The sequence below is a fragment of the Mycobacterium pseudokansasii genome, from assembly GCF_900566075.1.
GTDB classification, from domain to species: Bacteria; Actinomycetota; Actinomycetes; order Mycobacteriales; family Mycobacteriaceae; genus Mycobacterium; species Mycobacterium pseudokansasii.
Map to the genome: position 1 here is coordinate 5,353,625 of NZ_UPHU01000001.1, position 25,429 is coordinate 5,379,053.

The 25,429-nt window shown below is 64.4% G+C and carries 21 protein-coding genes and 10 pseudogenes; 18 read left to right on the forward strand and 13 right to left on the reverse strand.

Annotated elements, in window-relative coordinates; translation table 11 throughout:
- Positions 1–273: 273 nt before the first annotated feature.
- From EET10_RS24060 to EET10_RS24080, 6 genes and pseudogenes are all read right to left on the reverse strand, one after another.
- Positions 274–1,407: a PPE family protein gene (locus tag EET10_RS24060; protein WP_063466646.1), complete on the reverse strand. Its 1,134-nt coding sequence runs from the start codon at positions 1,405–1,407 to the stop codon at positions 274–276.
- A 17-nt stretch (positions 1,408–1,424) separates the two neighbouring features.
- On the reverse strand, positions 1,425–1,724 hold the full coding sequence (locus EET10_RS24065) for a PE family protein (protein ID WP_036405048.1): 300 nt from the start codon (positions 1,722–1,724) through the stop codon (positions 1,425–1,427).
- 136 nt (positions 1,725–1,860) lie between these two features.
- Positions 1,861–2,745 carry a methylmalonyl Co-A mutase-associated GTPase MeaB gene (meaB, locus tag EET10_RS24070; RefSeq protein WP_036405047.1) on the reverse strand — a complete coding sequence of 295 codons (885 nt, stop codon included), beginning with the start codon at positions 2,743–2,745 and terminating at the stop codon, positions 1,861–1,863.
- Between the two features lie 25 nt (positions 2,746–2,770).
- A complete protein-coding gene (locus EET10_RS24075; protein ID WP_122502556.1) occupies positions 2,771–3,922 on the reverse strand; it encodes a thiolase family protein in 1,152 nt (383 codons plus the stop codon).
- A 252-nt stretch (positions 3,923–4,174) separates the two neighbouring features.
- Positions 4,175–4,342: pseudogene (locus EET10_RS32445) on the reverse strand (DUF732 domain-containing protein); the annotation flags it as partial.
- Positions 4,343–4,775: 433 nt separating this feature from the next.
- Positions 4,776–6,158 (reverse strand): IS1380 family transposase, encoded by a 1,383-nt coding sequence (locus EET10_RS24080; RefSeq protein ID WP_036400547.1) that lies wholly within the window; start codon positions 6,156–6,158, stop codon positions 4,776–4,778.
- Positions 6,159–6,612: 454 nt separating this feature from the next.
- Here EET10_RS24080 and EET10_RS24085 point away from each other — a divergent pair, with 454 nt between their 5' ends.
- On the forward strand, positions 6,613–7,500 hold the full coding sequence (locus EET10_RS24085; RefSeq protein WP_036405045.1) for a proline iminopeptidase-family hydrolase: 888 nt from the start codon (positions 6,613–6,615) through the stop codon (positions 7,498–7,500).
- A gap of 39 nt (positions 7,501–7,539) precedes the next feature.
- On the opposite strand, the gene EET10_RS24090 is transcribed toward EET10_RS24085, so the two are convergent.
- Genes EET10_RS24090 through EET10_RS24105 form a run of 4 tightly spaced genes read right to left on the reverse strand, consistent with a single transcriptional unit; the run spans position 7,540 to position 11,679 of the window.
- Positions 7,540–8,307 carry an enoyl-CoA hydratase/isomerase family protein gene (locus EET10_RS24090; protein ID WP_122502557.1) on the reverse strand — a complete coding sequence of 256 codons (768 nt, stop codon included), beginning with the start codon at positions 8,305–8,307 and terminating at the stop codon, positions 7,540–7,542.
- Between the two features lies 1 nt (position 8,308).
- On the reverse strand, positions 8,309–9,397 hold the full coding sequence (locus EET10_RS24095) for an acyl-CoA dehydrogenase family protein (protein ID WP_036405043.1): 1,089 nt from the start codon (positions 9,395–9,397) through the stop codon (positions 8,309–8,311).
- Complete coding sequence (locus tag EET10_RS24100) at positions 9,384–10,289, reverse strand: acyl-CoA dehydrogenase family protein (RefSeq protein WP_036405042.1); 906 nt, start codon at positions 10,287–10,289, stop codon at positions 9,384–9,386. Before EET10_RS24100 ends, EET10_RS24095 begins: the two co-directional genes overlap by 14 nt.
- Complete coding sequence (locus EET10_RS24105; protein ID WP_036405041.1) at positions 10,267–11,679, reverse strand: class I adenylate-forming enzyme family protein; 1,413 nt, start codon at positions 11,677–11,679, stop codon at positions 10,267–10,269. Before EET10_RS24105 ends, EET10_RS24100 begins: the two co-directional genes overlap by 23 nt.
- Before the next feature lie 112 nt (positions 11,680–11,791).
- On the opposite strand from EET10_RS24105, the gene EET10_RS24110 reads away from it, so the two are divergent.
- Both EET10_RS24110 and EET10_RS24115 read left to right on the forward strand, forming a co-directional pair.
- Positions 11,792–12,073 carry a 2Fe-2S iron-sulfur cluster-binding protein gene (locus tag EET10_RS24110; protein WP_036405040.1) on the forward strand — a complete coding sequence of 94 codons (282 nt, stop codon included), beginning with the start codon at positions 11,792–11,794 and terminating at the stop codon, positions 12,071–12,073.
- 16 nt (positions 12,074–12,089) lie between these two features.
- Positions 12,090–12,410, forward strand: a complete 321-nt coding sequence (locus tag EET10_RS24115) for a DUF4286 family protein (RefSeq protein ID WP_036405039.1) — start codon at positions 12,090–12,092, stop codon at positions 12,408–12,410.
- Between the two features lie 507 nt (positions 12,411–12,917).
- On the opposite strand, the pseudogene EET10_RS32450 reads toward EET10_RS24115, so the two are convergent.
- A pseudogene (locus tag EET10_RS32450) lies at positions 12,918–13,438 on the reverse strand (RDD family protein); the annotation flags it as partial.
- A gap of 304 nt (positions 13,439–13,742) precedes the next feature.
- On the opposite strand from EET10_RS32450, the pseudogene EET10_RS31220 reads away from it, so the two are divergent.
- The 5 genes and pseudogenes from EET10_RS31220 to EET10_RS29315 all read left to right on the forward strand — a co-directional run bounded on the left by EET10_RS31220 (position 13,743) and on the right by EET10_RS29315 (position 16,238).
- Positions 13,743–14,035 (forward strand): annotated as a pseudogene (locus EET10_RS31220) (hypothetical protein).
- A 3-nt stretch (positions 14,036–14,038) separates the two neighbouring features.
- Positions 14,039–14,191: pseudogene (locus EET10_RS32455) on the forward strand (hypothetical protein); the annotation flags it as partial.
- Positions 14,192–14,248: 57 nt separating this feature from the next.
- Positions 14,249–14,480: pseudogene (locus EET10_RS32460) on the forward strand (hypothetical protein); the annotation flags it as partial.
- A gap of 485 nt (positions 14,481–14,965) precedes the next feature.
- On the forward strand, positions 14,966–15,271 hold the full coding sequence (locus EET10_RS32465) for a Tox-REase-5 domain-containing protein (RefSeq protein ID WP_425461714.1): 306 nt from the start codon (positions 14,966–14,968) through the stop codon (positions 15,269–15,271).
- Positions 15,272–15,281: 10 nt separating this feature from the next.
- Positions 15,282–16,238 (forward strand): Imm52 family immunity protein, encoded by a 957-nt coding sequence (locus EET10_RS29315; RefSeq protein WP_167480216.1) that lies wholly within the window; start codon positions 15,282–15,284, stop codon positions 16,236–16,238.
- A gap of 160 nt (positions 16,239–16,398) precedes the next feature.
- On the opposite strand, the pseudogene EET10_RS24140 reads toward EET10_RS29315, so the two are convergent.
- Positions 16,399–17,904, reverse strand: a pseudogene (locus tag EET10_RS24140) (IS1634 family transposase).
- A gap of 257 nt (positions 17,905–18,161) precedes the next feature.
- On the opposite strand from EET10_RS24140, the gene EET10_RS30305 reads away from it, so the two are divergent.
- From EET10_RS30305 to EET10_RS29320, 10 genes and pseudogenes are all read left to right on the forward strand, one after another.
- Positions 18,162–18,455, forward strand: coding sequence for a hypothetical protein (locus EET10_RS30305; protein WP_122502559.1), 294 nt, complete (start codon positions 18,162–18,164; stop codon positions 18,453–18,455).
- A gap of 3 nt (positions 18,456–18,458) precedes the next feature.
- Positions 18,459–18,611: pseudogene (locus tag EET10_RS32470) on the forward strand (hypothetical protein); the annotation flags it as partial.
- A 36-nt stretch (positions 18,612–18,647) separates the two neighbouring features.
- A pseudogene (locus EET10_RS32475) lies at positions 18,648–18,902 on the forward strand (hypothetical protein); the annotation flags it as partial.
- A 164-nt stretch (positions 18,903–19,066) separates the two neighbouring features.
- Complete coding sequence (locus tag EET10_RS31225) at positions 19,067–19,702, forward strand: Tox-REase-5 domain-containing protein (RefSeq protein WP_246013750.1); 636 nt, start codon at positions 19,067–19,069, stop codon at positions 19,700–19,702.
- Between the two features lie 15 nt (positions 19,703–19,717).
- Positions 19,718–20,665: an Imm52 family immunity protein gene (locus EET10_RS24160; RefSeq protein WP_136624759.1), complete on the forward strand. Its 948-nt coding sequence runs from the start codon at positions 19,718–19,720 to the stop codon at positions 20,663–20,665.
- Positions 20,666–20,902: 237 nt separating this feature from the next.
- Positions 20,903–21,196: a hypothetical protein gene (locus EET10_RS24165; RefSeq protein WP_122502560.1), complete on the forward strand. Its 294-nt coding sequence runs from the start codon at positions 20,903–20,905 to the stop codon at positions 21,194–21,196.
- A 3-nt stretch (positions 21,197–21,199) separates the two neighbouring features.
- Positions 21,200–21,352 (forward strand): annotated as a pseudogene (locus EET10_RS32480) (hypothetical protein); the annotation flags it as partial.
- A gap of 36 nt (positions 21,353–21,388) precedes the next feature.
- Positions 21,389–21,643, forward strand: a pseudogene (locus EET10_RS32485) (hypothetical protein); the annotation flags it as partial.
- A 164-nt stretch (positions 21,644–21,807) separates the two neighbouring features.
- Positions 21,808–22,449: a Tox-REase-5 domain-containing protein gene (locus tag EET10_RS31230; protein WP_246013751.1), complete on the forward strand. Its 642-nt coding sequence runs from the start codon at positions 21,808–21,810 to the stop codon at positions 22,447–22,449.
- A 7-nt stretch (positions 22,450–22,456) separates the two neighbouring features.
- Positions 22,457–23,407 carry an Imm52 family immunity protein gene (locus EET10_RS29320; RefSeq protein ID WP_342774168.1) on the forward strand — a complete coding sequence of 317 codons (951 nt, stop codon included), beginning with the start codon at positions 22,457–22,459 and terminating at the stop codon, positions 23,405–23,407.
- A 266-nt stretch (positions 23,408–23,673) separates the two neighbouring features.
- On the opposite strand, the gene EET10_RS24185 is transcribed toward EET10_RS29320, so the two are convergent.
- Positions 23,674–25,194, reverse strand: coding sequence for an IS1634 family transposase (locus EET10_RS24185; protein WP_425461695.1), 1,521 nt, complete (start codon positions 25,192–25,194; stop codon positions 23,674–23,676).
- Between the last annotated feature and the right edge of the window lie 235 nt (positions 25,195–25,429).

A 25,429-nucleotide genomic window follows, 5' to 3' on the forward strand; every position in this document is an offset into this window, starting at 1 on the left:
TACCGGCCCGGATGAATGGCGGCGACCGTTCGCAACCGCTGAAAGGCAGTAGGCAGATCGACGTCCGAGCCCGAAGTCGGCACCGTTTCGCTGCCTGCGATGGCCGCGGTCGTCGTCACAGTTGAACGGTAGGGATGATCACGTCGCGACAACTCCGCCGATCGGCCCTAATACCGGCGCGACCTCCGTCCACTGATCGGCGGACATCGCCGGATGGACCGATGGCTAGGTCCGGGCCGCCCGGACCCCCGAGGCTCGGCGGGATCCGCGTCGCTATCCGATCAGCTGCGGCAGCACCCGAAGCGGCTCGATACCGTCCTGCGCGGCGTTGCCGACCGCGGCTGCCCGTTCGGATGCGCTAGCCAGCGGTAACCCGCCCAGCAGCCCGGGGGCCGCGCCGGAGCCGAGCGAGGAAGCGCCGTTGGAGAGGGCGCCCGGCAACGCCGCGACCGCGGCATGACTCAGGGTGGGGGCGGAGGCGGCCCACGCCGCCGGCACCGACAAGCCGCCGACCGTCGCCGCTTCGCCCAGCCCGGCCGACACCGCGCCGGTCAGGCCCGCCATGCCCGCCGAACCCAGGGCTCCCGCGCCAGCAGATTCCGCTGCCGCGATCTGGCTGCCGACCGCAGCCGCCGCCGGGAACAGGCCCTTGAAGGCCGACATCGCCGACATCATCAGCCCGGCGGAAGAAGTGCACACGAAGAACGGTGTACCGAAAATGCTCATCACCGTCTGCAGGTCTTGCATCCATTCCGGGAGTGTCGACGTGCCACCGGCAGGCAGCACCGACATCAGCTCGGACAGCGCCGTGGCGACGTTGGTGGCCGCCGAGTTGCCGCCGGCCTGGCCAACCGCCGCGGCCTGGCTGACCAGCCCCGCCGGGTTGGCCGTCGGCGGTGGCGGGGTGAACAGGGTCAGGCTGGTTGCAGCGGACGACGCGGCGACGTAGCCGTACATCGCGGCCGCGTCCTGAGCCCACATCTCGCCGTACTGGGACTCGGTGGCCGCGATTGCCGGGGAGTTTTGGCCGAGCAGGTTGGTGGCGACCAGGACCGCCAGTTGCGCACGGTTGGCTGCCACCAGAGCCGGATGAACCGTCATCGCGTGGGCGCACTCGTAAGCCGCGGCCGCCTCTTTGGCTTGGCCGGCGGCCTGCTCGGCTTGAGCCGCGGTGGCTTTCAGCCACGACACATACGGTGTGGTGGCAGCGGCCATCATGGTCACGGTGGCGCCGAGCCAGGGCCCGCTGATCAGTCCGATGACCACCGACTCGACGGCGATGGCGGCGGAGGTCAACTCGACGGCCAGGCCATCCCACGCGCCGGCGGCGGCCAGCATCGATCCTGCCCCCGGCCCGGCGTACATGCGTCCGGAATTGATCTCGGGCGGCAGCGCCCCGTACACCATCGCTGCGGAATCCGTCCTTAGCGGGCTGCGATCGCGTTGGCCGCCTCGGTCGCCGCATAGGAACCACCGCTGGCTCCGAGGGTGGTCACAAAGAGTTCGTGAATCGCTGCGGCCTGTGCGCTGACCGCTTGATAGAGAGTGCCGTGGGCAGCGAAGTGCGCCGCGGTCAATGCCGACACCTCGTCTGCGGCGGCCGGTACGACGCCGGTGATCGGGGCTATCGCGGCCGCATTACTCGCGTTCATGGCGCTACCGATCGACTGCAGGTTCCCCGCTGCCGAGATCAGCGCCTCGGGTTGACTGGTCACGAAAGACATGACACAACAATGCCGGGGCTCCCCTCCGATGTCTGTCGGGCGAGCGGGCACTTTGCTGGCGGAATCATGCTGTCCACCGATCGACGGAGTTGGTGTCCTACGCCCGCCGCGATGGGCCGCGCTTTCGTTCGGGGTTTCACTCCTGTCGCGTGTGCGGGGACAACAACCGCTCGGCGGCCGCATACGCACTGTCGCGGCCATCGATCACCGACTCGGCAAGCCGATCGAGGTCCGCACGGGCCCGCAGCCGGGTGTGTGCCAATGACAGGATCAGCGCGCGGGTGCGGGCCAGCCGGCGGCCCCGGCTGTCGCTGCGGTGATGTGCATCGATCGCGGCCACCAGGTCCGCAACGCCGTCACCGTGCGCGGCCGCAAGTTTGACAATGGGAGCCTCGGTTTCAGCCCGCAGATCCCGCACGGTCTGCTCGGCGCCACCTCGGTCGGCCTTGTTGACCACCACGATGTCGGCGACCTCGAGCAGACCCGCTTTGGCGGCCTGCACGGCATCACCCGTGCCGGGGTTGAGGATGACGACGGTCGGGTCGGCGACGGCGGCGATCTCGATCTCCGACTGGCCCACCCCGACGGTTTCGGCCAGGACGACGTCGTAACAGATGGCTTGCAGCAGCCGGATGGCGGCGGGAACGGCCGCGGCCAGACCGCCGAGGTGGCCCCGGCTGGCCACCGAGCGGATCAGTACGTCGGAGTCGTCGATGTGTGCGGTCATCCGGATCCGATCGCCGAGCAGGGCACCCCCACTGAACGGCGACGACGGGTCCACGGCCAGTACCCCCACCCGGCAGCCGCGCTTCCGGTAAGCGCCGACCAGGGCCGCGATCGTCGTCGATTTTCCGGCGCCCGGCGGCCCGGTGATGCCGACGACGCGGATCTCCGATGCCGGCGCAGGGTCGATGGCGGCCAGTACCTCGTCGCGCCGATCGCCCTCGACGAGGCTCAGGAGCCGACCTGTCGCGCGGGGAGATCCGTTGCGCGCCCGGGCAATCAGATCGGCGATGTCCATGGGCGTTACTGCTCGTTACGGCTCGTTACGGCGCCGCAACCTCGATGACCGTCGCCGAACCCATGCCGCCGCCGGCGCACATCGCCGCGACGCCGATACCACCGCCGCGGCGGCGTAGTTCGTGCACCAGCGTCGTCAGCATCCTGGCACCGGTTGCCGCCACGGGATGGCCCAGCGAGCACCCGCTGCCGCTGACGTTGACCCGGTTCGGGTCGAGGTCGAGCATTTTCACGGTGGCCACACACATCGACGCGAACGCTTCGTTGATTTCGAACAGATCGACGTCGGAGATCGAAAGTCCAGCGCGGGCAAGGGCTTTCGGGATCACCTCGACCGGCGCCAAGCCGGTGGCCGCCGGGTCCACACCGACGGATGCCCAGGACACGATGCGGGCCAGCGCCGGAAGTCCCAGCCGGTCACTCAGCCGGTCGCTGGCGATGGTCAGCACGGCGGCACCGTCGTTGGCGCCGCAGGCATTACCCGCGGTGATCGAGAAGCCCGCTATCTCGGGATGCAACGGCTTGAGCGCAGCCAGCTTCTCCATGGTCGTGTCGCGGCGTGGATGTTCGTCGACCGCGAACACCCCGTGCGGCGTCTCGATGGGCACAATCTCTTCCTTGAACCGGCCTTCGTCGATCGCGGCGATCGCATTGCGGTGTGACCGAAGCGCCCACGCGTCCATCTCCTCGCGGCTGATGCCCGCTTTGACGGCGGCGTTCCACCCCACGGTGATGGACATGTCCAGGTTGGGCGCGTCGGGCCGGTCGGGGTGGGTCGGCGGGAACCAGTCGACCCATTCGCCGTCGACCTGCATCCGAGACCGCGGTGAGGTGGACGCCGAGTTCACGCCGCCGGCGATGACAAGCTGATCCATTCCCGCGCGCACACCGGCCGCGGCGCTCTGCACGGCCGCCTGCCCCGCCGCACAGTGCCGATTGTTCGCCAGGCCGGGCACGTGGCTCAGGCCGGCGGTGATGGCTGCGTGGCGAGCGATCACGCCGCCGCCGTAGAGCCCCTCGCCCAGGATCACGTCGTCGATCAGTGCCGCGTCGAGACCGGCTGCGGCTTCGCTGACCACGTGATGGGCCAGATCGAATGCGCTGGTGTCGCGCAGGGTTCCTTTGCGAGCAGTGCCGATGGGCGTACGCAGGGCGGACACGATGACGGCTTCTGGCACAGGTCTTCTCCATCCACAAGGTTGGCGAGAACACTATTCTCTCATTGTGAGAGTGCGAGTTGCAAGGAGGCGGGCGGCCGCAACCTGGGCGTAGGCCTCGTCGCCGCGACCTTCGGCTAATGATTGTCGACCGCGCGGACCAAACGAGTACCCGGAAATGACTCGGAAAAGCACACCGGTAATGGCTGCGGGACCTGACTCAGCTGGCGAAGACAACCGCGGTCCGGTGACTTTGATGAAGTTGACCGCATTTTAGACGGTGAAATTCACATTCGAATTGTCCTTGATGAGCCTGTTGGCTATGGCTGTGATCCCCTTCATCGTGGGATGCTGAGTCAGGTAGTCAGCGGTGCCATGACCGATCCTGATTGCGGCCCCCGGGTCCGTAAACGGGATGCCGCGACTCCTCAGGTCCTCGAGGAAGTACTGATCGCACGTTGCTAAGTCGAAACCACGGCTTTTCGCACGCGGTGCCCTCGGCCCGTGCCAGCGGGGGCATCACCGATGACACCGAGAGAAATGATGGTAGGGCTACAAACACCGCAAGAACAATCTTGGTGCAGGTCTTCACAGGTCCATCCCCATACCGTTGCTCAACGAGCAAACTCCCGTTCCCGGGTCTTTCTCTCGGACTCGACTTTTACAGTCGAATCGACTTTCCGCCTGGCAAAATCGGTCACTAGCCCGGATGTTTCGTGGGGTTGACGTGGTGGCCTGATCGGGTCGGATTGTGGTTTTGGATCTTGATTTTCGGTTGGGGGGTGCGGTGGTGGGCCCGGGTCAGCGGCTTCTGCGGGGTTCCTTGGGCCCGGGTGGTCCTTTCTTGGGGTCGTGGGGACGGTTGGGTAGTTGGTCAGCCGGGTTGCAGGCGGGCCAACGCGGTGGTCAACACGTCGGCCCAGGGTGCGTGCGCGGCGAGGCGCAGCCGGGTTCGGCGGGCGTGGCGGGCCAGGCGGCCGGCGATCGAAAACAGCCGCAGCCGTAGTCGTTTGGGTTCCCAGCGCCGCGCCGGGTGCTCCTCGAAGGCCAGCATTTGGCACCAGGCGGTCAGCTCCATGGCCAGCTGCACCAATGCGCACCAGATCCGGTTTTGGTCGAATCCGTGCAGGGGGAGGTTGGCCAGGCCGGTGTCTTTGGCGACCCGGATGCGGTCTTCGCAGCGGGCGCGGCGGCGATGGCGCAGTTCGAGATCGGGCAGCTGCCCACGGGTGGTGTTGGTGACGAACGCGGTCAGCCGTAACCCGTCGCGGTCGGTGAAACGTAGCTGGGCGCCCGGATGAGGGCGTTCTTTGCGCACGATCAGCCGCATCCCCGCGGGCCAGTCCGACAGGTCAACGACCCCGGTTGCCTCGGTGACCCACGCCCCGTCACGGACCTGCCCATCAGCGTCGTAGGCCGGGGTCCACGCCGTCTGGGGAATCGCGTCGATGCCGGTGGCCATCGTCTCGGTGAGGGCAAATCCCAGCGAGTAGGACAGCCGGCGCGCGCTCAGGTAGTTGAGGAATTCGTGGGTGGCCCCGGCGGCGTCGGTGCGCACCAGAACTTTCTTGCCGACCCGATAGCCGACCTGAAAGGGCAATTGCTCCAGCGCGCACGCGAGGACCGTTTTGTGGTCGGCGGCGGTGTTAGAGCCGGCATTGCCGGCCCGCAGCAAGATCGCCAGCGACTCCCCCGTTCCCGCACTGCCGTGATCGACGAACGCACACAACGGGTGAAACCCAAAGCCACGCTTGAATGTTGGTGCGGCTTTCTCCTTCTCCGAGTGCGCGGTGACCAGGGTCGCATCCAAATCGATGATCAACGGGTGATCGGCATCGATCCCATGACCCGGCGAGGCCTGTCCAGCAGCCGCCCACGCCGCGGCACGTGCGGCGGCCCGCGCAGAGCCGATGGCCGCCAACGCTTTCGGGGCATCTGCGGCCAACGAAGTGATCAACCTCGACACGGTGGGATCGGATGCGACCGTACCGAACACCCCGGGTTCGGCGCGCAGCAGGCCGACATCAGCCAGGCAGTCCCCACCGAGCGCCAGCGCGATAGCCACATCGAGCACGATCTTGCCGGGGTCGTGGCTGGCCAGCGGTTTACGCCACGGCGCCAACGCGCCCGACAACGCCCCGGTCAGCCTCACCCGCTCGGCGGCACGCAGCAGCACAACCGCACCAGCATGCGACACGACACCGGTTGCACGACCATCCAACGCCAACGACGGGTAACACGACCTAGACTTGCCCACCAGATTGGTGCTCCGATTCTTGCGATGATCTGGTCCTTCAGCAAGCCAAATTATCCCAGCTCAGAGCACCTTTCTTCGTTCAACACACGCAATCAAGATCACTCAGTGTGAAAGCCCGAGGCTAGGGTCTTTGGGCCTCTGGCTAGCTTGGCTTGGTGAGATCGTACCCGCACTATGCCACCGTATTGAGCTGCTCCGCTATCCCGGCGGTCCGGCGCAACGCGCCGTGGTATTGACACATTGGACCGCCATCACATACGTGATTCCCTGCATAGTGTGGTGATTGGCCAAAATGGTCAGCTATGGCGTGACCCTGTTGGATCGCGGTCGTCGGGATCGGTCGCAGGCTGCCAAGTCGAACCCACGGCGGGGCAACCAGTGCCCTCGGCCCACGCCAGCTGGCGGCGGACCGGTGCAGCACAGCCTTCGTCGGAGTGGGTGGTTGGCTGGCGCCATGACTCGACCAGAGGCGACAATCGCGGTCCCGGGCGGAAACGTATGGTTCAAGCGGGTCGGCGGCGGACCCGGCCTTCCGCTGCTTGTGGTGCACGGCGGCCCGGGTCTGCCGCACTACTACTTGACCTCGCTGGAACGTCTGGCAACCGAGCGCGAAGTCATCTTCTGGGATCAGCTCGGCTGCGGGAACTCCGACTGCCCGTCGAATCCGGATCTTTGGACGATGCAACGCTCGGTGGCCGAAATGGATGCCGTAGCAAACGCGCTGGGCCTCAATGCCTTTCACATCTTCGGCAACTCGTGGGGCGGGATGCTCGCCCAGCAGTACGTCCTTGACGTCCCATCCGGTGCCGTCAGCCTGATCATCTCGAACAGCACTGCGTCCATACCGCAGTTCGCCGACCACGTGATCGGACTGAAGTCAAGGTTGGACCCGGCCACCCAAGCCGCCATTGACCACCATGAAGCCGCCGGCACCACACATTCGGCCGAATACCAGGCCGCGATCACCACCTGGAACGAGACATTTCTGTGTCGCACCCGGCCCTGGCCCGGCGAGCTCTACCAAGCATTCCAGAACACGGGTGCGGAGATCTTCGAAACGATGTTCGGCCCCAGCGTCTTTCACATCGTCGGGACCATTCGCAGCTGGGACGTCGTCGATCGGTTGGCTGAGATCACCCTGCCCACACTGCTGCTTGCCGGCAGGTATGACGAATGTTCGCCGGAACACATGCGCGACATGCACCGCCGTATTGCCGGTTCGCGGTTCGAGTTCTTCGAGCGCAGCGCACACCTGCCCTTCATCGAGGAACCGGACCGGTTCGACGCGGTGATGCGGGACTTCTTGCGGCAACATGACCGTGGCGGCCCCGTGCGAGCGTAGTGCTGCGGCCGAAACCGGCCCGAAATGTCGCCGCGCTCGTCAGTTCTTGCCTGCGGTCAGGTTGGTGATGATCGAGCGGAAGTCCTCGGTGGTGAAGGATTGGTGTTCGGCCGAAAGGGCATAGTCCAAACTGGCCAGGACGGCTCGTTCGAGATGGATGTTGAGCACCCGCTTGGTGCTCTCGACGGCCTGCTGGGGCAACTCCATGATGCGCTGGGCGCAGGCCACCGCCTCGGCTAACGGGTCGGCGACCACGTGGTTGGCCAGCCCGAGTTCGACGGCTCGCTGAGCGCGAATTCGGGTACCTGTCAACGCATATTCCTTGGCCAGCATCAGGCTGATGTGTAACGGCCAGGTCAGCGGACCACCGTCGGCGGCCACCAGTCCCACCTGCACATGCGGGTCGGCCAGGTAGGCGTCTTCGGCGATGTAGACGATGTCGCTCAGTGCGACCAGGCTGCAGCCCAGCCCGACGGCCGGGCCGTTGACCGCTGCCACCACCGGCACTCGGCAGCGTGCCATACCCAGCACGATGTCACGCCCGTGCGCGATGGTCTTGGCGCGCAGATCGGCGTCGTGGGCCATTTCGGCCAGATACGCGAAGTCACCGCCCGCCGAGAACGCCCGGCCGCTGCCGGTCAGCACCGCAGCCCGGGCAGTGCGGTCGTCACTCAATCGCGGCCACAGCTGCGCCAGCCCCACATGCAGATTGTCGTTGACGGCGTTGAGGGCGTCCGGGCGGTTCAGGGTGATGATGCGCAGCGCCCCGTCGGCACGAACGTCGATTTCTGCTGGCATGCCGTACATTTCAGACCCCTAATCCCAGGATTCGCGAAGCGATGATGTTCTTCTGTATCTGCGAGGTGCCGCCCATCACGCTCTGCGCGCGGCTGTACAGGTAGGCGCTGAGCAGGTCCGGGTCGCGGGTTCCGCCGACGGCCAATGCGGCGTGTCCGACGGATTGCTCCACCCACGTCATCAGCAGCTTGTCCAGCGATCCTTCGGGTCCGTGGGACACTCCGTCGAGCTGTTCGGACAGCCGGCGGCGCACATGGTGGGTCAGCATCTCCGCCTGAACCGCCGCCCAGGAGAGCTCCTCGGATGGCGGATCCGTACTGCGCGCCAACAACTCACGCACCAGTTTGCCGTAGCGGGCCGCATAGCCCAGCGTGGCCGGTTCGCGCTCGTGGCCCACCACGGTCATGGCGACCGCCCAGCCGTCACCGAGGCCGCCCACCATGCGATCTGCCGGGACGGTCGCGCCGTCGAAGAACACCTGACCGAATTCATTGCTGACGCCGTTCATCATGCGCAGCGGACGCTGTTGCACGCCAGGCTGTTTCATTTCGACGACGAACGCTGACAGGCCACGGTGCCGTTTGGCCCCCGGGTCGGTGCGGGCCAGCAGCAGACACCAGTCGGCGACGTCGGAGTAGCTGGTCCAGATTTTGTGCCCGTGCACCACGTAGTGGTCGGTCTCGCGGGTGGCGGTGGTGGTCAGCGACGCCAGATCCGAGCCCGCACCCGGCTCGCTGAATCCCTGACACCAGCGCTGGCTGCCGTCGATGATGCCGGGCAGGAAGCGTTGCCGCAGTGCGTCGTTGCCGTGGCGGCCGATCCCGAAGACCAGATAGCCCACGCTGGGGCGCGGCGGTGCGCCGGCGCGCGCCAATTCTTCGTCGACGATGACCTCGTAGACCGGCGCCAGCTCCTGGCCGCCGTATTCGCGCGGCCAGGACAACCCGAAGAATCCCGCTCGATACAGCGCCCGATGCCAGTCGGCCTGACGGGCCCAGTATTCGTCGCCGGCAGCACGGAACTCCTTGGCGTGCAAAGCAAGCCAGGCACGCAGCCGCTCCCGGAAGGCGGCCTCCTGCGGCGAATCACGAAAGTCCACGACCGACCTCCTTCAGGCACACCGGCCACAGCTCGGTCGACGTCAAGGCACGGCGCAGATACACGTGCGCCAGACAATCCCAGGTATTGCCGATGCCGCCGTGCACCTGCACCGCGGTCTCACAGACCGTTCGGGAGGCACGCGCGCAGTACACCTTGGCGGCGCGGGCCGCGCGTACGGCTGCGGCCGGTTCGAGTTCGTCCACCGCCCACGCGGCATGCCGCAATATGCTGATCGAACCTTCGATCAGCGCCAGGCCTTCCGCCAACAGGTGCGCGACGGCCTGATACGACCCGATCGTCTTTCCGTACTGTTCACGGATTTTCGCGTAGTCACAGGCCAGCGCGTGCGCGCCGCGGGCGTTACCGACCAGATCCGCCGCGGTGGCTACCAGCGCGAGCGCCCGCCATCGTCCGGCGGTGTCGGCGGATACCTCGCCGACGGGCAGCGGCGGTTCGGCAATGCCCGTCGTCACTCGGGTCAGGTCCGCACCGCCGTAGTCCGTATCCAGTTCAGCCGCAAGTACTGTGGTGCCCGATAGCAGCAGGGCCCGCCGATAGCCGCGGGCATCGAAGGCCAGGTTGTCGACGGCGATGGTCGCATCACCCCGCCCGGTGTGGAGGTGGCGGGCCAGGTCGTCGGCCAGCACCGGCCCGAGCAACGGGGCATCGACCAGTCGGCGCCCGAATTCCTCTGCGACAATGGACACTTCGATGCCCGAAGCGCCATCGGAGCGCAGCGATCGCCAGCCCGTCGTGACAATGTGGCGGTCCAGCCGGGCAATTCGGCTCTCGTCGGCCAGCTCCGAAACGGAACCAGGCCCCAAGTCGTCGGCGAATTTCGCTGCGGCGTCACGCAATTGTCGTTGTTCAGTTGTCAGACGGACATCCATGAAGCTCCTTGAGCACTCGGCGCAACACCTTGCCCGAGGGCAGGCGGGGAATTTCGGGCACGAAAACGACTCGGCTCAGCCGTTTGTAGGGGGCCAACTGGGCCGCCACCCGTGCGGTGAGCTCGGCAGCCACCCCGGTGTTGCCGGGTGCGTGCGTGGCGACGGCGGCGACCACCGCTTCGCCGTTGACGCCGTCGGGAACACCGAACACCGCGCAGTCCTTGACCGCCGGATGGCTGTGCAGCACGGTCTCGACTTCGGCCGGCGCAACCTGGAATCCGCGCACCTTGATCATCTCTTTGAGCCGGTCGGTAATTCGCAGCCAGCCGTTGCCGTCAAGCCAGCCGACATCTCCGGTCCGATACCAGCCGTCGCGCCACACCTCGGCGTTAGCCGCGGCCGGCAGGTAGCCGGCCATCAGCGACGCCGACCGGGCCTGAATTTCACCGACGTCCCCTGGGCCGACCGGTTCGCCGGTGTCCAGCGACACGATCCGCACGTCTACACCGGCCACCGGTCGCCCCACCGAGTCCAGCCGGGACTGCTCGGGCGGATTGCAGGCAATCACCGGCAATTCGGTGGTGCCATAGGCGGGCACCCATCTGACGCCGGTGCGCCGGGTCACGGTTTCGGCGATGCTAACGGTGACCGGCGTGGCGCCCCACATGATGAACCGCAGCGACGACAGATCGTAGGACTCGAGCCGCGGGTGCGACGCAAGGGCCTGTGCGATCGGCGCGACCGCCATTTCGATTGTGATGCGGTCGTTTTCGATGTGCCGCAATATCCGGTCGACGTCGAAGCGCGGATGCAGCCGCACACTCGTGCCGACGCGCAGCGCGGTCAGGATGTTGAGCAGGCCGAGGATGTGCGACGGCGGCGTGGCGACCTGAATACGGTCGCGCTCGGTGAGCCGCAGCGCGTCGCGCCACTGGCGAACGGCGGCGTCCAGCGATGCGTGGGTGTGGCGCACGGCTTTTGGCAGGCCCGTGGTGCCCGAGCTGAACACCAGCACCGCATCGTCTCCGGGCCGAGGAGAACCCGTGATCGGCGCTGCGGGCGCGATCGGGTCGTCCAGGTCCAGCATCGGCATCAGGTCGGCCAGGACGGGGTGGTCGCCGACGGCGTGGGCCGGGTCGGTCAGTCCCAGGGCGTGGTCGACCTCGTCGCGTTTCCAGGCGGGGCTGATCAGCACCGCCGCCGCCCCCAGGCGCCAGATCGCCTGCAACGCGGCGACGAACTCCGGCCGGTTGGAGGCCATGACCGCGACCCGCTCGCCGGCGATGACACCGCGGTGGTGCAGGGTTGCACCCAGACCGTCGGAAAGCGCATCGAGCGCGTGCCGGCTGACGCGCCGATCCTCGATCACGAGCGCGGCCGGCTCGGTCACGTCTCGTCCTTCCCCGGGGAGCCCTGACAGTCTTGAGAAGATACTATCGCGTTAGGAGAATACTATTCTCTATAGTGAAGAACGCAAGTGTAGGTAGCCTCAGTGGGCGGTGATGACGGAGCCAGGCATGGTGACGATCCAGCTCGACCGCAGGAAAGTGTCGGTACCCCTGGTCCCGGGCGAGACCCTTCTGGAAAGCGCGCGCCGGGCGGGCCTGGACCCACCCTTCAATTGCGAGGCCGGCAACTGTGGAACGTGCATGGCCAGGCTCATCGAGGGCAGCGCGACCATGCGAGTCAACGACGCGCTCGAAGAAGACGAAGTGGCCGAAGGCTACATTTTGACCTGCCAAGGAGTACCCGACACCGACTCGATCACGGTGTATTACGAGTAGTCACCAGGAAGGCGCCATGGCCAAGGGAATCATCTATGTCGAGACTCGCCCCAGCGCGCCCGATCGCGAACTGGAATACAACACCTGGTACGACGAGGTTCACATACCCGAACTGGTGGCGCTCGACGGATTCGTCGCGGCGCGGCGCCTGAGGCCGGTGAACGGTGCGGGACCATATGTGGCCCTTTACGAGATCGAAGGCGATGACCTGCAGGCGATCCTGGACAACATGGTGGCCTCGGCCGGCCAATTGCATATGTCCGACGCGCTGCAGTTGGATCCCCCGCCGGTGATGCGGCTGCTCGAGGTGACGAGCGCATACCCGCCGACGGCGTGATCACCCGCCTCCGAACACTTTTCGCGTGACCATCGGTTCTCAGCTTCGGCGTGCCGCAACCGAACGGGTGATGCCTCGTGCGATGAGGACACAGACTGCCGTCGTCGCGGCAACGCATGCCAGGAACGCGAACCAATTGTGCTGCCAGCCCCAGTCATAGCGACCTTGCGCGAAGACCATCATTGCGACGATGCCCGCAACCGGGACAAGCGCATACGTCGCCCGGTAGTACCGCAGCACGATCAGAATCCCTGCGGTCCACAACGGCGTTACCAGCGCCGCCTGAACATATGGATCGAAGATTTTCCAGGCGGGATATGAGATCGAGCCCACCGACACTTGGTTTCCGCAGTGCCGATACCGGCCGCCGTCCGTGCAGATCCAGTGGCTGGTGGCGTTCAAACATGCCAGCGCGGTGAGCGCGGCCGCGATCACCAGCACCGCGGCGCCAAGCGCCATCCGCAGTCTCGGTCGGGCAGTGTGGCTGCGCAGCACCTGTGGGGGTTCGTCGAGCACGCAAGCCGTGTTCATGACCATGTCGGCGATCGTCTGGCGCTTGGCCGTGAACAACGGCAGCAGGTAGCCGATGCCGAAGGTGATCGCGTCCAGAAGGTGGGCGAAGTAGCGCGCGATCGACGATCCGACGCCAATGGGCGCCCCGGTGCGTTCGCTGAGCACCGTGAACTTCAGCACCGACTTGCCGACGGTCGAGCCGGTAATCCCTTGGCGGTAGCCCAATTCCAGACCCAGTACACCAGCACCGCCACAGTGACGATCAATGCCACGATGGCCTGGAAACGTGAGCCGCCACCGACCAAGGTGGCGGTCACGCCGCCGACGATCCCGAGCGTCACGCCGATAACGAACCCCAGCATGTAGTCGATGAGATAGGCGCCAACTCGCCGGATCCACCAGGCGTAGGCCGCCATCGGCAAGTCATGCATCGGTTGACCTGGGACCGGTGGATATCCCGCGCGTGCCGGCGGTGGGTATCCGGAGAGCGGCGGCATAGGCGGCTGTTCAGTCATTTGCCGGGCCTTCCACTGGCGGGTGGATGCAACCCTACCCGAAACGGCCCGTGCCCTGGTCGAATTCGCGGGCAGCTCGGATTATCGGCCCAGTTCCACGCAAGTTCTGTCCGGCGCGACGCCATTGCTGACCGGAAGGCGGGAAGGCGCATTCGGCTGTTCCGTAAGGCGTTGGTGGCCAGTACTTTGTCGCGTTTTGCGATGACACCGGCAAAGCGCACGGATGGCCAGGCAATCGACGAGGGCGCGGTGTCATTCGGCCTCCGATGCGTTGCTCTTCGCCCCGCCGCTACACTTCCCGGGGATGGAGCAGGATCGGTTGCGGATCGATGTCGGTCAGCTTGAAGCCGTGGCCAGTCAATGGGTCAGCGAAGCTCCGAACTTGCCGTCTTAGCACCGCCTTCACCGGGGCAGCCGTTTCAGCCCACCACCGCGGCGGTGGGCGGTGCCTACGCAGCAGTTGAGCTTGCCGCTGCGGCGTTGTTGGCCCGGACGCAGGCGACGATTGGCGCGGCGCAGGCCGGTGCTGCAGGGTGTGTCAGCAACGAAGCGACCGCGGCGGCCGAGATGGCGGCCGTGCGACCGAGGTTGGTGTAGGGGGTGGCGACCCTTTCCCAAGTCCGGGCATGGAGCACCGAGCATCTGATCGAGGCGGCCGGCTATTGGACTAGGACCGCCGATCAGTGGGAAGACGTGTTTTTGCGGATGCGCAACCAATCCCACACCCTGGTGTGGGAAGGCGCTGGCGGTGATGCGCTACGGCAGCGAACCGGTGCCGATTTCGCGGTGGTGAGCGCCAAAGCCGAGCAACTGCGCCAAGCGAGCAAGATCGCCCGTGACGGCGCCGGAACCATCGGCGCCGCCCAACGCCGGGTCCTCTTTGCTATCGAGGACGCCCATAACGCGGGTTTTGCTGTCGCAGAAGACTTCTCGGTCACCGATACCCGAACCAGCCGCTCCGCGGCCGAACAGGTGGCTCGTCAAGCCCAAGCCCACGCATTCGCCGCCGACATCCGCCAACGCGTCGCCCAACTGCTCGGGGTCGAACACGACGTAGCCGGCAAAATCACCGCCGCGACGGCCGGAATCGCGGCCACCACCTTCCCGGAAACACCCCACGACCCCAAGCCTCGCATCCAGGCCGTCGACAACCACACCTTCAAAGACAGCCCACAACAACCGCAGCCGCCGGGCGATCCGGCGCGGATGACACCTGAACAGGCGCGGGCGGCCTATGACCAACTGAAAGGGGAGATCCGCGACCATAATTCGTGGCGGCCCCCGCTCGATGACGCCAGCGCGGTCGCCACCTACAACCGAGAAGCAGATGCGCTCAATGCCCGGAAAGGCGCCTTGGAGGCGCAGCTAGGCAAGACAGAGACCGTGCCCGCCCAAGGAACACGCCTGGTCCCGGACTGGGCACAGCCATGGCAACCACCAGCCCACTCACCCACACCGATCCCACATGGCCCAGGCACCTGGCAACCGGTCACCGAGTCGATGTCCGACCGCGCCGCCCAATACCAAATGCAGATCACCGGACACCCCGTCACCGAAGGATACATCGTCGACGGGGTGAAATTCGACGGATTCACAGACGGAGCGCTAATTGAAGTCAAAAGCTATTATGATCAGTTTACCGAGAACGGCCACTGGAGGCCCTGGTTTAACGGCGAGCAAGGAATACTCAATCAGGCGTATAATCAAATACGGGTCGCAGGGACAACACCGATAGAATGGGTATTCGCTCAGCCAGAAACCGCGGCGCTCGTGGAAGATCTTCTGACAAGAAACGGGTATGCCATTAACGTCATAGTGGTTCCGCCGAAGTAGAGAGGGTCGCATGCCTGGAGCGGATGTGGGGGTGTATTGGGGACCCCGTGCCGAATCGGTGGATGAATCCGCTTATCGGATTGCGCGGCTCGTGACGACGCTGGCCGCACTCGATCCAGTGCTGTCAGGCTGGCGTGACGGGGGTCCGTCAAAGCGCGAAGCACTAGCCCAGCCGTTGGTAACCAACGATCACGCCGACTTGGTAGAGCGACTGCTTGCAGGGCGCAATCGCCGCCCCGACAACAACGAAGTCATCGAAGCGTACGGGTACGCGGCACACTGGTGGAATGGGGGCTCCGACGACAGCCGGCCAGCTGCTAAATTGTCGATCCGTATCGCCGGGACATCAGCTATCGGGCTAAATAATGCTATGCTCGATCTTCCCGATCAAGAATCGGCGCCACGCTTGTACAGACCGGAGACCGCGCACCAAATTATCCAGACGCTTTTGGATGTCTTCGGACCCGAGTGGGGTGTTTGGACGAACAACGATCTTCGCAATAAACAAAAAGAGCCAAATCGGCCTACGAAGGATGGCCGCGGATATGTACTTGGGAAATTGGTCGGTCACCCGGCGGGGTGGGCTAATTTCCTCAGCGATTCCGATTCGGTAAAGTTCGACATGGCCTTGTTGCCAGCTGGCGCAACAGTTGAACGCCTCGGCACCGGAACGTTGGTGCTGCTCGGGCAAGACCCAGCTAACCCGCCGCTTCGTGATGTCCTTCAGGTGCGCAGGGCAATGGGCTACGAGGTGCCCACCCAACAGACAGAATCATCTGAAGACCTGGACGCCGCCTCGGCTGGCCCGGCGGCAGCGCCTCTCGCACCGGGAGCCTCTGTGAGCCCGACGGACAGAGGGCAATCCGACCCTCGATCCGGCATCGAAACACGCGGTGTTGGAGATCCAGCAAGCAACACCGATGCTCGGCGCAGCGACGCTCAGCGCGGTACCACCGCCCACGACTGATACTTGGCTGAATCATGGTCAACTGCACGTCTGGGATCAGGCCGTTCGCCTCCGGGCGTACCCATGCAATACGACGCTCACACCATCCCGTGTGACAAAGCCGCGGCATCACCGCCGCTGCTGCACCGCATGCGAAGCTGAGTTGTCTACCCGACTTTTATCAAATTAGTGCGCACCGCTGGCGTGGATCTCGGTTAGTGCTTTGGGCGAGGTCATCGGGGATGGGGTCGGCGGCGGTGATGCTGTGTTGTCCGGCTTGGATGGTGATGGTGCGGTAGCGTCGTGCGGTCCGCACGAATTTCTTGATGCTCCAACCGGTGCTCGATCCAGTGCGTGAGGGCCATCGCGGCGAACACGATGGTCAGGTGGGCGTCGATCGATTCGCGCTTGTGGTGATAGATCGGGCGGGCCTGCAGGTCGTGTTTGGACATTCGGAAGCTCTTCTCGATGCGCCACAAGTGGTGGTAGGCGTCGATGATGAACTTCGGGGTCTGGTCGGTGAGGTTGGTGGTGTAGCCCTTCCAGCCGGCCAGGGCGCGGGCCTTGGCCTCCAGGTCACGGTCGATGGCCTTGGTTTCCCCGGTCAAGGTGATGAACCGGTTGCGTTTGACCGGGGCTTTCCCGTCGACGGCTTTTTGGGCTTTGGCGATCTGGTCATCGATGCCGTGTAGCGTGCGCCGCGCCCGGTCGGTGCGGTACTGGTAGTGGATCACCCGGTCAGGGATCCCGCGGGTTTTCTCCCGGCTGGTGGCCGGCCAGGGCTGGGTCAGGATCAGCTCATCGGGGACGGCCTGGTCGCGGTGTTTGTCGTGCCACTCGCGCACGACATCGGGCAGGTAGGGCAGCCGCGCTCCCAGGATGTAGGTCAATCCGGCGGCGGTGATATCGATTTGGTTGGCCTCAGAGATCATCCCGGCATCAGCGATTACGGTGATATCGGTGAGCTGGTGGGCTTTTTGAACGCGTTGATCACCGGCAGCATGGTGGCGGTCTCGGCTTTGTTGCCTTCGAAGGCTTGCACCGTGAGCGGGAACCCTGAGGCGTCGGTGAGCAATCCGACGGTGATTTGGGATTCTAGGCGTCGTTCCTTGGAGAATCCGGGCTCGCGGAATCCGTCAGCGGTGTCGGTTTCGAAATACAGCGTCGTCACGTCATACAACACCAAGGTGGCCGGCCCCAGGTCGGTGTGCGCTGAGCAGGCTTCCGAGATTTGTTGTCGGAAAGCATCTTTGGCATAGATGGGTAGACGGCGGTTCAAAGTGGGATACGACGGAGCGCCTACCCCGGTTTCGGCCAGAACCCGGGCGGAGTCGATCTTGCTGGTCGGTTCGATGATCCGCGCACACACCAGACCGCGAAATACCTCATCGGCCACCTGGTCGAATCCGAGCACCGCATAGGCATGGCACAACGCATCCCACAGATGCGCCGCGCGCGAGGAAGTGATCGGCAATGGCGAAGACCCGGCCCGGCCGGCAATCCCGAGGTCCAGCTCAGCCTGCCCGGCGGCCAGCCGCTGCGCCGCGACGGCCTTGAGCGCCGCCACCCCCGCCTCATCATGGGCCGAGCCCAAATGCTCGATCGACCGCGACCCCCGCCGCGACGACCACACGATCTGCACCGCCGTCGCCCCAGAGCTGGTTTTCACCGCGCGCACGTAGGCCACCACCGCACCCTACGGACCCGGTCTTAGTGCACAAATCCGCACCAGCGGCCAAACGAATCCGCAGGTCAAAGCCCTACGGACAAATCGAGACAGCCGAAGTGATAAAAGTCAGGACAAAGCCGCGGCATCACCGCCGCTGCTGCACCGCATGCGAAGCTGAGTTGTCTACGACAACGACGGCAAGGCGACCGGCGGGGGCGCAGTGTCGCTCGATCTACGATGAGGCGCTCTTCGCCCCGCCACTACACTTCTCGAGGATGAAACCGGGTCAGCTGCGCATCGATGTCGGTCAGTTAGATGCCGTGGCCAGTCAATGGGGTCAGCGAAGCTCCGAACTTGCCGTCCTAGCACCGCCTTCACCGGGGCGACCGTTTCAACCCACCACCGCGGCGGTGGGCAGTGCCTACGCAGCAGTTGAGCTTGCCGCTGCGGCGTTGTTGGCCCGGACGCAGGCGACGATTGGCGCGGCGCAGGCCGGTGCTGCAGGGTGTGTCAGCAACGAAGCGACCGCGGCGGCCGAGATGGCGGCCGTGCGACCGAGGTTGGTGTAGGGGGTGGCGACCCTTTCCCAAGTCCGGGCATGGAGCACCGAGCATCTGATCGAGGCGGCCGGCTATTGGACTAAGACCGCCGATCAGTGGGAAGACGTGTTTTTGCGGATGCGCAACCAATCCCACACCCTGGTGTGGGAAGGCGCTGGCGGTGATGCGCTACGGCAGCGAACCGGTGCCGATTTCGCGGTGGTGAGCGCCAAAGCCGAGCAACTGCGCCAAGCGAGCAAGATCGCGCCCGTGACGGCGCCGGAACCATCGGCGCCGCCCAACGCCGGGTCCTATTTGCTATCGAGGACGCCCATAACGCGGGTTTTGTTGTCGCAGAAGACTTCTCGGTCACCGATACCCGAACCAGCCGCTCCGCGGCCGAACAGGCGGCTCGTCAAGCCCAAGCCCAAGCATTCGCCGCCGACATCCGCCAACGCGTCGCCCAACTGCTCGGGGTCGAACACGACGTAGCCGGCAAAATCACCGCCGCGACGGCCGGAATCGCGGCCACCACCTTCCCGGAAACACCTCACGACCCCAAGCCTCGCATCCAGGCCGTCGACAACCACACCTTCAAAGACAGCCCACAACAACCGCAGCCGCCGGGCGATCCGGCGCGGATGACACCTGAACAGGCGCGGGCGGCCTATGACCAACTGAAAGGGGAGATCCGCGACCATAATTCGTGGCGGCCCCCGCTCGATGACGCCGGCACGGTCGCCACCTACAACCGAGAAGCTGACGCGCTCAATGCCCGGAAAGGCGCCTTGGAGGCGCAGCTAGGCAAGACAGAGACCGTGCCCGCCCAGGGAACACGCCTGGTCCCGGACTGGGCACAGCCATGGCAACCACCACCACACTCACCCACACCGATCCCACATGGCCCAGGCACCTGGCAACCGGTCACCGAGTCGATGTCCGACCGCGCCGCCCAATACCAAATGCAGATCACCGGACACCCCATCACCGAAGGATACATCGTCGACGGGGTGAAATTCGACGGATTCACAGACGGAGCGCTAATTGAAGTCAAAAGCTATTACTCACAGTTCATCGAAAACGGCCGCTGGAAGCCGTTCTTCACCGGACAACAGAGTCTCGTCAACCAAGCACTGAATCAAGTAAGCGCTGCGCACGGAACTCCGATAGAATGGGTATTCGCGGAACCAGAAACTGCCGCTGTAGTGAGACAGATGTTAAACGATGTTCCTGGTTTACAGGGTGCTATTGACTACGTGGTTATACCGCCACCCTAAGCAAAGGATGGGTAAATGACGAAATCGAATGTGAGTGTCGGATGGGGAGCCCGTGTCGAGTCGGTCGACCAAGCCGCAGACCGGGTTGCGAAACTGTTGCCGGCGCTCGCTGCGCTCGACCCAGCCCTGTCGAGCTGGTGCGATCTTGGCCGGTCCAAAAGGGAGGCAACCGCCAAACCCTTGGTCACCACCAACCACGCCGACTTGGTGCAGCGATTACAGGACGGACGACACCGCACCGACGTTGGCCGACAAATCATGGAAGATATGGGCTACTCGGTCTACTGGTGGAACGGCGCCGAGGACAACCAGGCGGCGGCTAACTTGAATATCCATATCGGTTCTAGTGCACTGGGAAACCATGTGGTGCTCAAGCTGCCCGAACCCGATGCGGTCCCGAGCCTCTACACCCGGGGCATCGCGCATAAACTTCTACATATTTTCGTGGATATTTTTGACCCCGATTCGGTGCTTTGGTCTAATGAGGAACTTCTCGCCAAGCAAACAGAGCCGGATCGCCCAACCGAGGATGGCCGCGGATATGTACTTGGGAAATTGGTCGGTCACCCGGCGGGGTGGGCTAATTTCCTCAGCGATTCCGATTCGGTAAAGTTCGACATGGCCTTGTTGCCAGCTGGCGCAACAGTTGAACGCCTCGGCACCGGAACGTTGGTGCTGCTCGGGCAAGACCCAGCTAACCCGCCGCTTCGTGATGTCCTTCAGGTGCGCAGGGCAATGGGCTACGAGGTGCCCACTCAACAGACAGAATCATCTGAAGACCTGGACGCCGCCTCGGCTGGCTCGGCGGCAGCGCCTCTCGCACCGGGAGCCTCTGTGAGCCCGACGGACAGAGGGCAATCCGACCCTCGATCCGGCATCGAAACACGCGGTGTTGGAGATCCAGCAAGCAACACCGATGCTCGGCGCAGCGACGCTCAGCGCGGTACCACCGCCCACGACTGATACTTGGCTGAATCATGGTCAACTGCACGTCTGGGATCAGGCCGTTCGCCTCCGGGCGTACCCATGCAATACGACGCTCACACCATCCCGTGTGACAAAGCCGCGGCATCACCGCCGCTGCTGCACCGCATGCGAAGCTGAGTTGTCTACGACAACGACGGCAAGGCGACCGGCGGGGCGCAGTGTCGCTCGATCTACGATGAGGCGCTCTTCGCCCCGCCACTACACTTCTCGAGGATGGAACCGGGTCAGCTGCGCATCGATGTCGGTCAGTTAGATGCCGTGGCCAGTCAATGGGGTCAGCGAAGCTCCGAACTTGCCGTCCTAGCACCGCCTTCACCGGGGCAGCCGTTTCAGCCCACCACCGCGGCGGTGGGCAGTGCCTACGCAGCAGTTGAGCTTGCCGCTGCGGCGTTGTTGGCCCGGACGCAGGCGACGATTGGCGCGGTGCAGGCCGGTGCTGCAGGGTGTGTCAGCAACGAAGCGTCGGCGGCGGCCGAGATGGCGGCCGTGCGACCGAGGTTGGTGTAGGGGGTGGCGACCCTTTCCCAAGTCCGGGCATGGAGCACCGAGCATCTGATCGAGGCGGCCGGCTATTGGACTAAGACCGCCGATCAATGGGAAGACGTGTTTTTGCGGATGCGCAACCAATCCCACACCCTGGTGTGGGAAGGCGCTGGCGGTGATGCGCTACGGCAGCGAACCGGTGCCGATTTCGCGGTGGTGAGCGCCAAAGCCGAGCAACTGCGCCAAGCGAGCAAGATCGCGCCCGTGACGGCGCCGGAACCATCGGCGCCGCCCAACGCCGGGTCCTCTTTGCTATCGAGGACGCCCATAACGCGGGTTTTGCTGTCGCAGAAGACTTCTCGGTCACCGATACCCGAACCAGCCGCTCCGCGGCCGAACAGGCGGCTCGTCAAGCCCAAGCCCAAGCATTCGCCGCCGACATCCGCCAACGCGTCGCCCAACTGCTCGGGGTCGAACACGACGTAGCCGGCAAAATCACCGCCGCGACGGCCGGAATCGCGGCCACCACCTTCCCGGAAACACCTCACGACCCCAAGCCTCGCATCCAGGCCGTCGACAACCACACCTTCAAAGACAGCCCACAACAACCGCAGCCGCCGGGCGATCCGGCGCGGATGACACCTGAACAGGCGCGGGCGGCCTATGACCAACTGAAAGGGGAGATCCGCGACCATAATTCGTGGCGGCCCCCGCTCGATGACGCCAGCGCGGTCGCCACCTACAACCGAGAAGCTGACGCGCTCAATGCCCGGAAAGGCGCCTTGGAGGCGCAGCTAGGCAAGACAGAGACCGTGCCCGCCCAGGGAACACGCCTGGTCCCGGACTGGGCACAGCCATGGCAACCACCACCACACTCACCCACACCGATCCCACATGGCCCAGGCACCTGGCAACCGGTCACCGAGTCGATGTCCGACCGCGCCGCCCAATACCAAATGCAGATCACCGGACACCCCATCACCGAAGGATACATCGTCGACGGGGTGAAATTCGACAGCTATGCGAACGGTGCACTCATCGACGCGAAGAGCTTTTATGCACAATTCACCCACGATGGAACATTTCTGCAGTGGTGGGTTAATAGCCCGACAGGAGGCGAAGCGGTGGTTAACCAGGCTGTGCGGCAACTGGCGGCAGCGGGCGGGATGCCGATACAATGGTATGTAGCGGAACCCGAAGCTTTATCGGCGTTCCAACAACTATTATCCAGCAGAGGAATATCTGGAATTCAGCTAGTCCTCGCGCCACCGAAGTAAGGAAATTATGTCACCGAGTTTTTACCTAGGTGCGTACTGGGGGATACGTGCGGCGTCTGTGGACGAGTGTGCAGAGCGTCTGGCAACGATGATTGAACAGTTCGCGCACGTTGACCCACTCTTGACTAGTTGGCGCCAAGGAGCGGGATCCAAGCGAAAGGCGATCGAGCAACCGGTTGTGACATCCGATCATACGGATCTAGTGACTCGGCTCCTTACAGGACGCAATCGCCGAGACACTAACAGGCAGGTTATTGATGAACTCGGCTACTCTGTGTCTTGGTGGAACGGAAACCCAGATGCATCCATCGGTCTTTCTGTCGGATGTGGTCAGACCTCACCATACGTAACGAACAGCTTCGTCTTAAATCTGCCTAAACCTGGCGCCGGCTCAGGTCACCTATATAATCCGGGCGTCGCGGCGAAATTGCTGAATATCGTGGTCGACACATGGCAGCCCGATCATGCTGTTTGGACGAACCACGATCTAGTCGACAAACAGCGCCAGCCAGATCGGCGGCTGGAAAATGGCGGCATAATTGCTGGTCAATTGGTCGGTCACCCGGCGGGGTGGGCTAATTTCCTCAGCGATTCCGATTCGGTAAAGTTCGACATGGCCTTGTTGCCAGCTGGCGCAACAGTTGAACGCCTCGGCACCGGAACGTTGGTGCTGCTCGGGCAAGACCCAGCTAACCCGCCGCTTCGTGATGTCCTTCAGGTGCGCAGGGCAATGGGCTACGAGGTGCCCACTCAACAGACAGAATCATCTGAAGACCTGGACGCCGCCTCGGCTGGCCCGGCGGCAGCGCCTCTCGCACCGGGAGCCTCTGTGAGCCCGACGGACAGAGGGCAATCCGACCCTCGATCCGGCATCGAAACACGCGGTGTTGGAGATCCAGCAAGCAACACCGATGCTCGGCGCAGCGACGCTCAGCGCGGTACCACCGCCCACGACTGATACTTGGCTGAATCATGGTCAACTGCACGTCTGGGATCAGGCCGTTCGCCTCCGGGCGTACCCATGCAATACGACGCTCACACCATCCCGTGTGACAAAGCCGCGGCATCACCGCCGCTGCTGCACCGCATGCGAAGCTGTCAGCGGTCACGTATTTCCCCAGGTTTGAGGGGTTGTCCGTCACGTAATTCCCCACTCCGGCTGTCACGTAATTCCCCACCCTGGGCGGTGTGTCTGCCCGGTGTGGGCCTCGCACCTGACTTCGGTCATTTAGTGCGTAGGTCGGCTCCGCTGATTTGGGCGAGGGCGTCGCGTAGGTCGGCGGGCAGTGGATCGGCGGCGGTGAGGGTGTGTTGGCCGGCTCGGATGTCCACGGTGCGGTATCGGCGTGTGGTGCGCACGAATTGCCGGATACTCCAACCGGTTTGGTGTTCGATCCAGTGGCTGACTGCGAGCGCGGCGAACACGATGTTTAGGTGGGCCTCGATGAACTCGCGTTTGTGGTGGTAGATCGGGCGGGCGGCCAGGTCGTGCTTGGACATCCGGAACGCCTTCTCGATCCGCCACAACTGGTGATACGCATCGATGACGAAGTCTGCGGTCTGGCCGGTCAGGTTGGTGGTGTAGCCCTTGATCCCGGCCAACTCGCGGGCTTTGGCTTCTAACTCCCGGTTCACCGACCGGTTCTCGCCGGTCACGGTGATGAACCGGTTGCGTTTGAGGGGGGCCTTCCCGTCGACGGCGGCCTGGGCTTTGGCTACCTGCTCATCGATACCACGCAGGGTGCGCCGGGCCCGGTCAGCACGGTACTGGTAGAAGATGACCCGGTCGGGGATCCCGCGGGCCTTCTCCTTGCTGCTGGCCGGCCAGGCCTGGGTGAAGATGTGCCCGTCAGGGATGTCCTCGCCGGGATGCTTGTCGCGCCATTCGCGTATGACGCCGGGCAGGAACGGGATCCTGGAGCCGAGGATGAAGGTCAGCCCGGCGGCGTAGATCGCTTTCTGGTTGTCCTCGGAGATCATGCCGGCATCAGCGACCACTGTGACATCGGTGAGTTGGTGGGCCTTCTTGAAGGCGTTGATGACGGGCAGCATCGTCTTGGTTTCACCCTTGTCGCCTTCAAATGCGTGTACTGCCAATGGAAATCCAGTCGCATCGGTGAGCAGGCCGATGGTGATCTGCGGTTCGAGCCGACGTTCTTTGGAGAATCCGGGCTCGCGGAATCCGTCGGCCTTATCGGTCTCGAAGTACAGCGTCGAGACGTCGTAGAGCACCAACGACGCCGGCCCCAACGCCGCCTGAACCGCGCACGCCTTGGACAACGCCCGGCCGAAAGCCGCTGTGGCGAACCGCGGCAGGTGCCGGGTCAGGGTGCGGTAGGACACCGTGGCGATACCGGTCTCGGCCAGTACCCGCAGCGAGTCGGCCTTACTGGTCGGCTCGATGATCCGGGCCAGCACCAGATCCCGGAACACCTCATCGGCTCCAGCGGCCCGATCGAAGCCAAGCCGGACATACGCAGCGCACAAGCTGTCCCACAAAAACGCCATCCGCGAAGAGACGATTTCCAAAGAGGCACCGGATATTTCGGTGTCACCGACATCAAGGTCGAGGGTCTGCTGACCTCCAGTAAGCCGCCGTACGGCCGCCGTCTTGAGTGCTTGCAATTCCACCGCGTCATGAGCCGAACCCACATGCTCGATCGAGCGTGCACCGCGCCGCGACGACCACACAATCTGCACCGCTGTCGCCCCCGACTTGGTCCTCACCGTCCGCATATAGGCCACTCCGGCACCCTACGAACCCATCCGTTAGTGCACACATTCCGGCCCCAACGACCACAAAACAGCAGGTCCAAGCGTCGCGCCAACCCCAAACCGGAAAAGTGACCGAAGTCAGGTATTTCCCCAGGTTTGAGGGGTTGTCCGTCACGTAATTCCCCACTCCGGCTGTCACGTAATTCCCCACCCTGGGCGGTGTGTCTGCCCGGTGTGGGCCTCGCACACAGGTTCGCTCTTGATC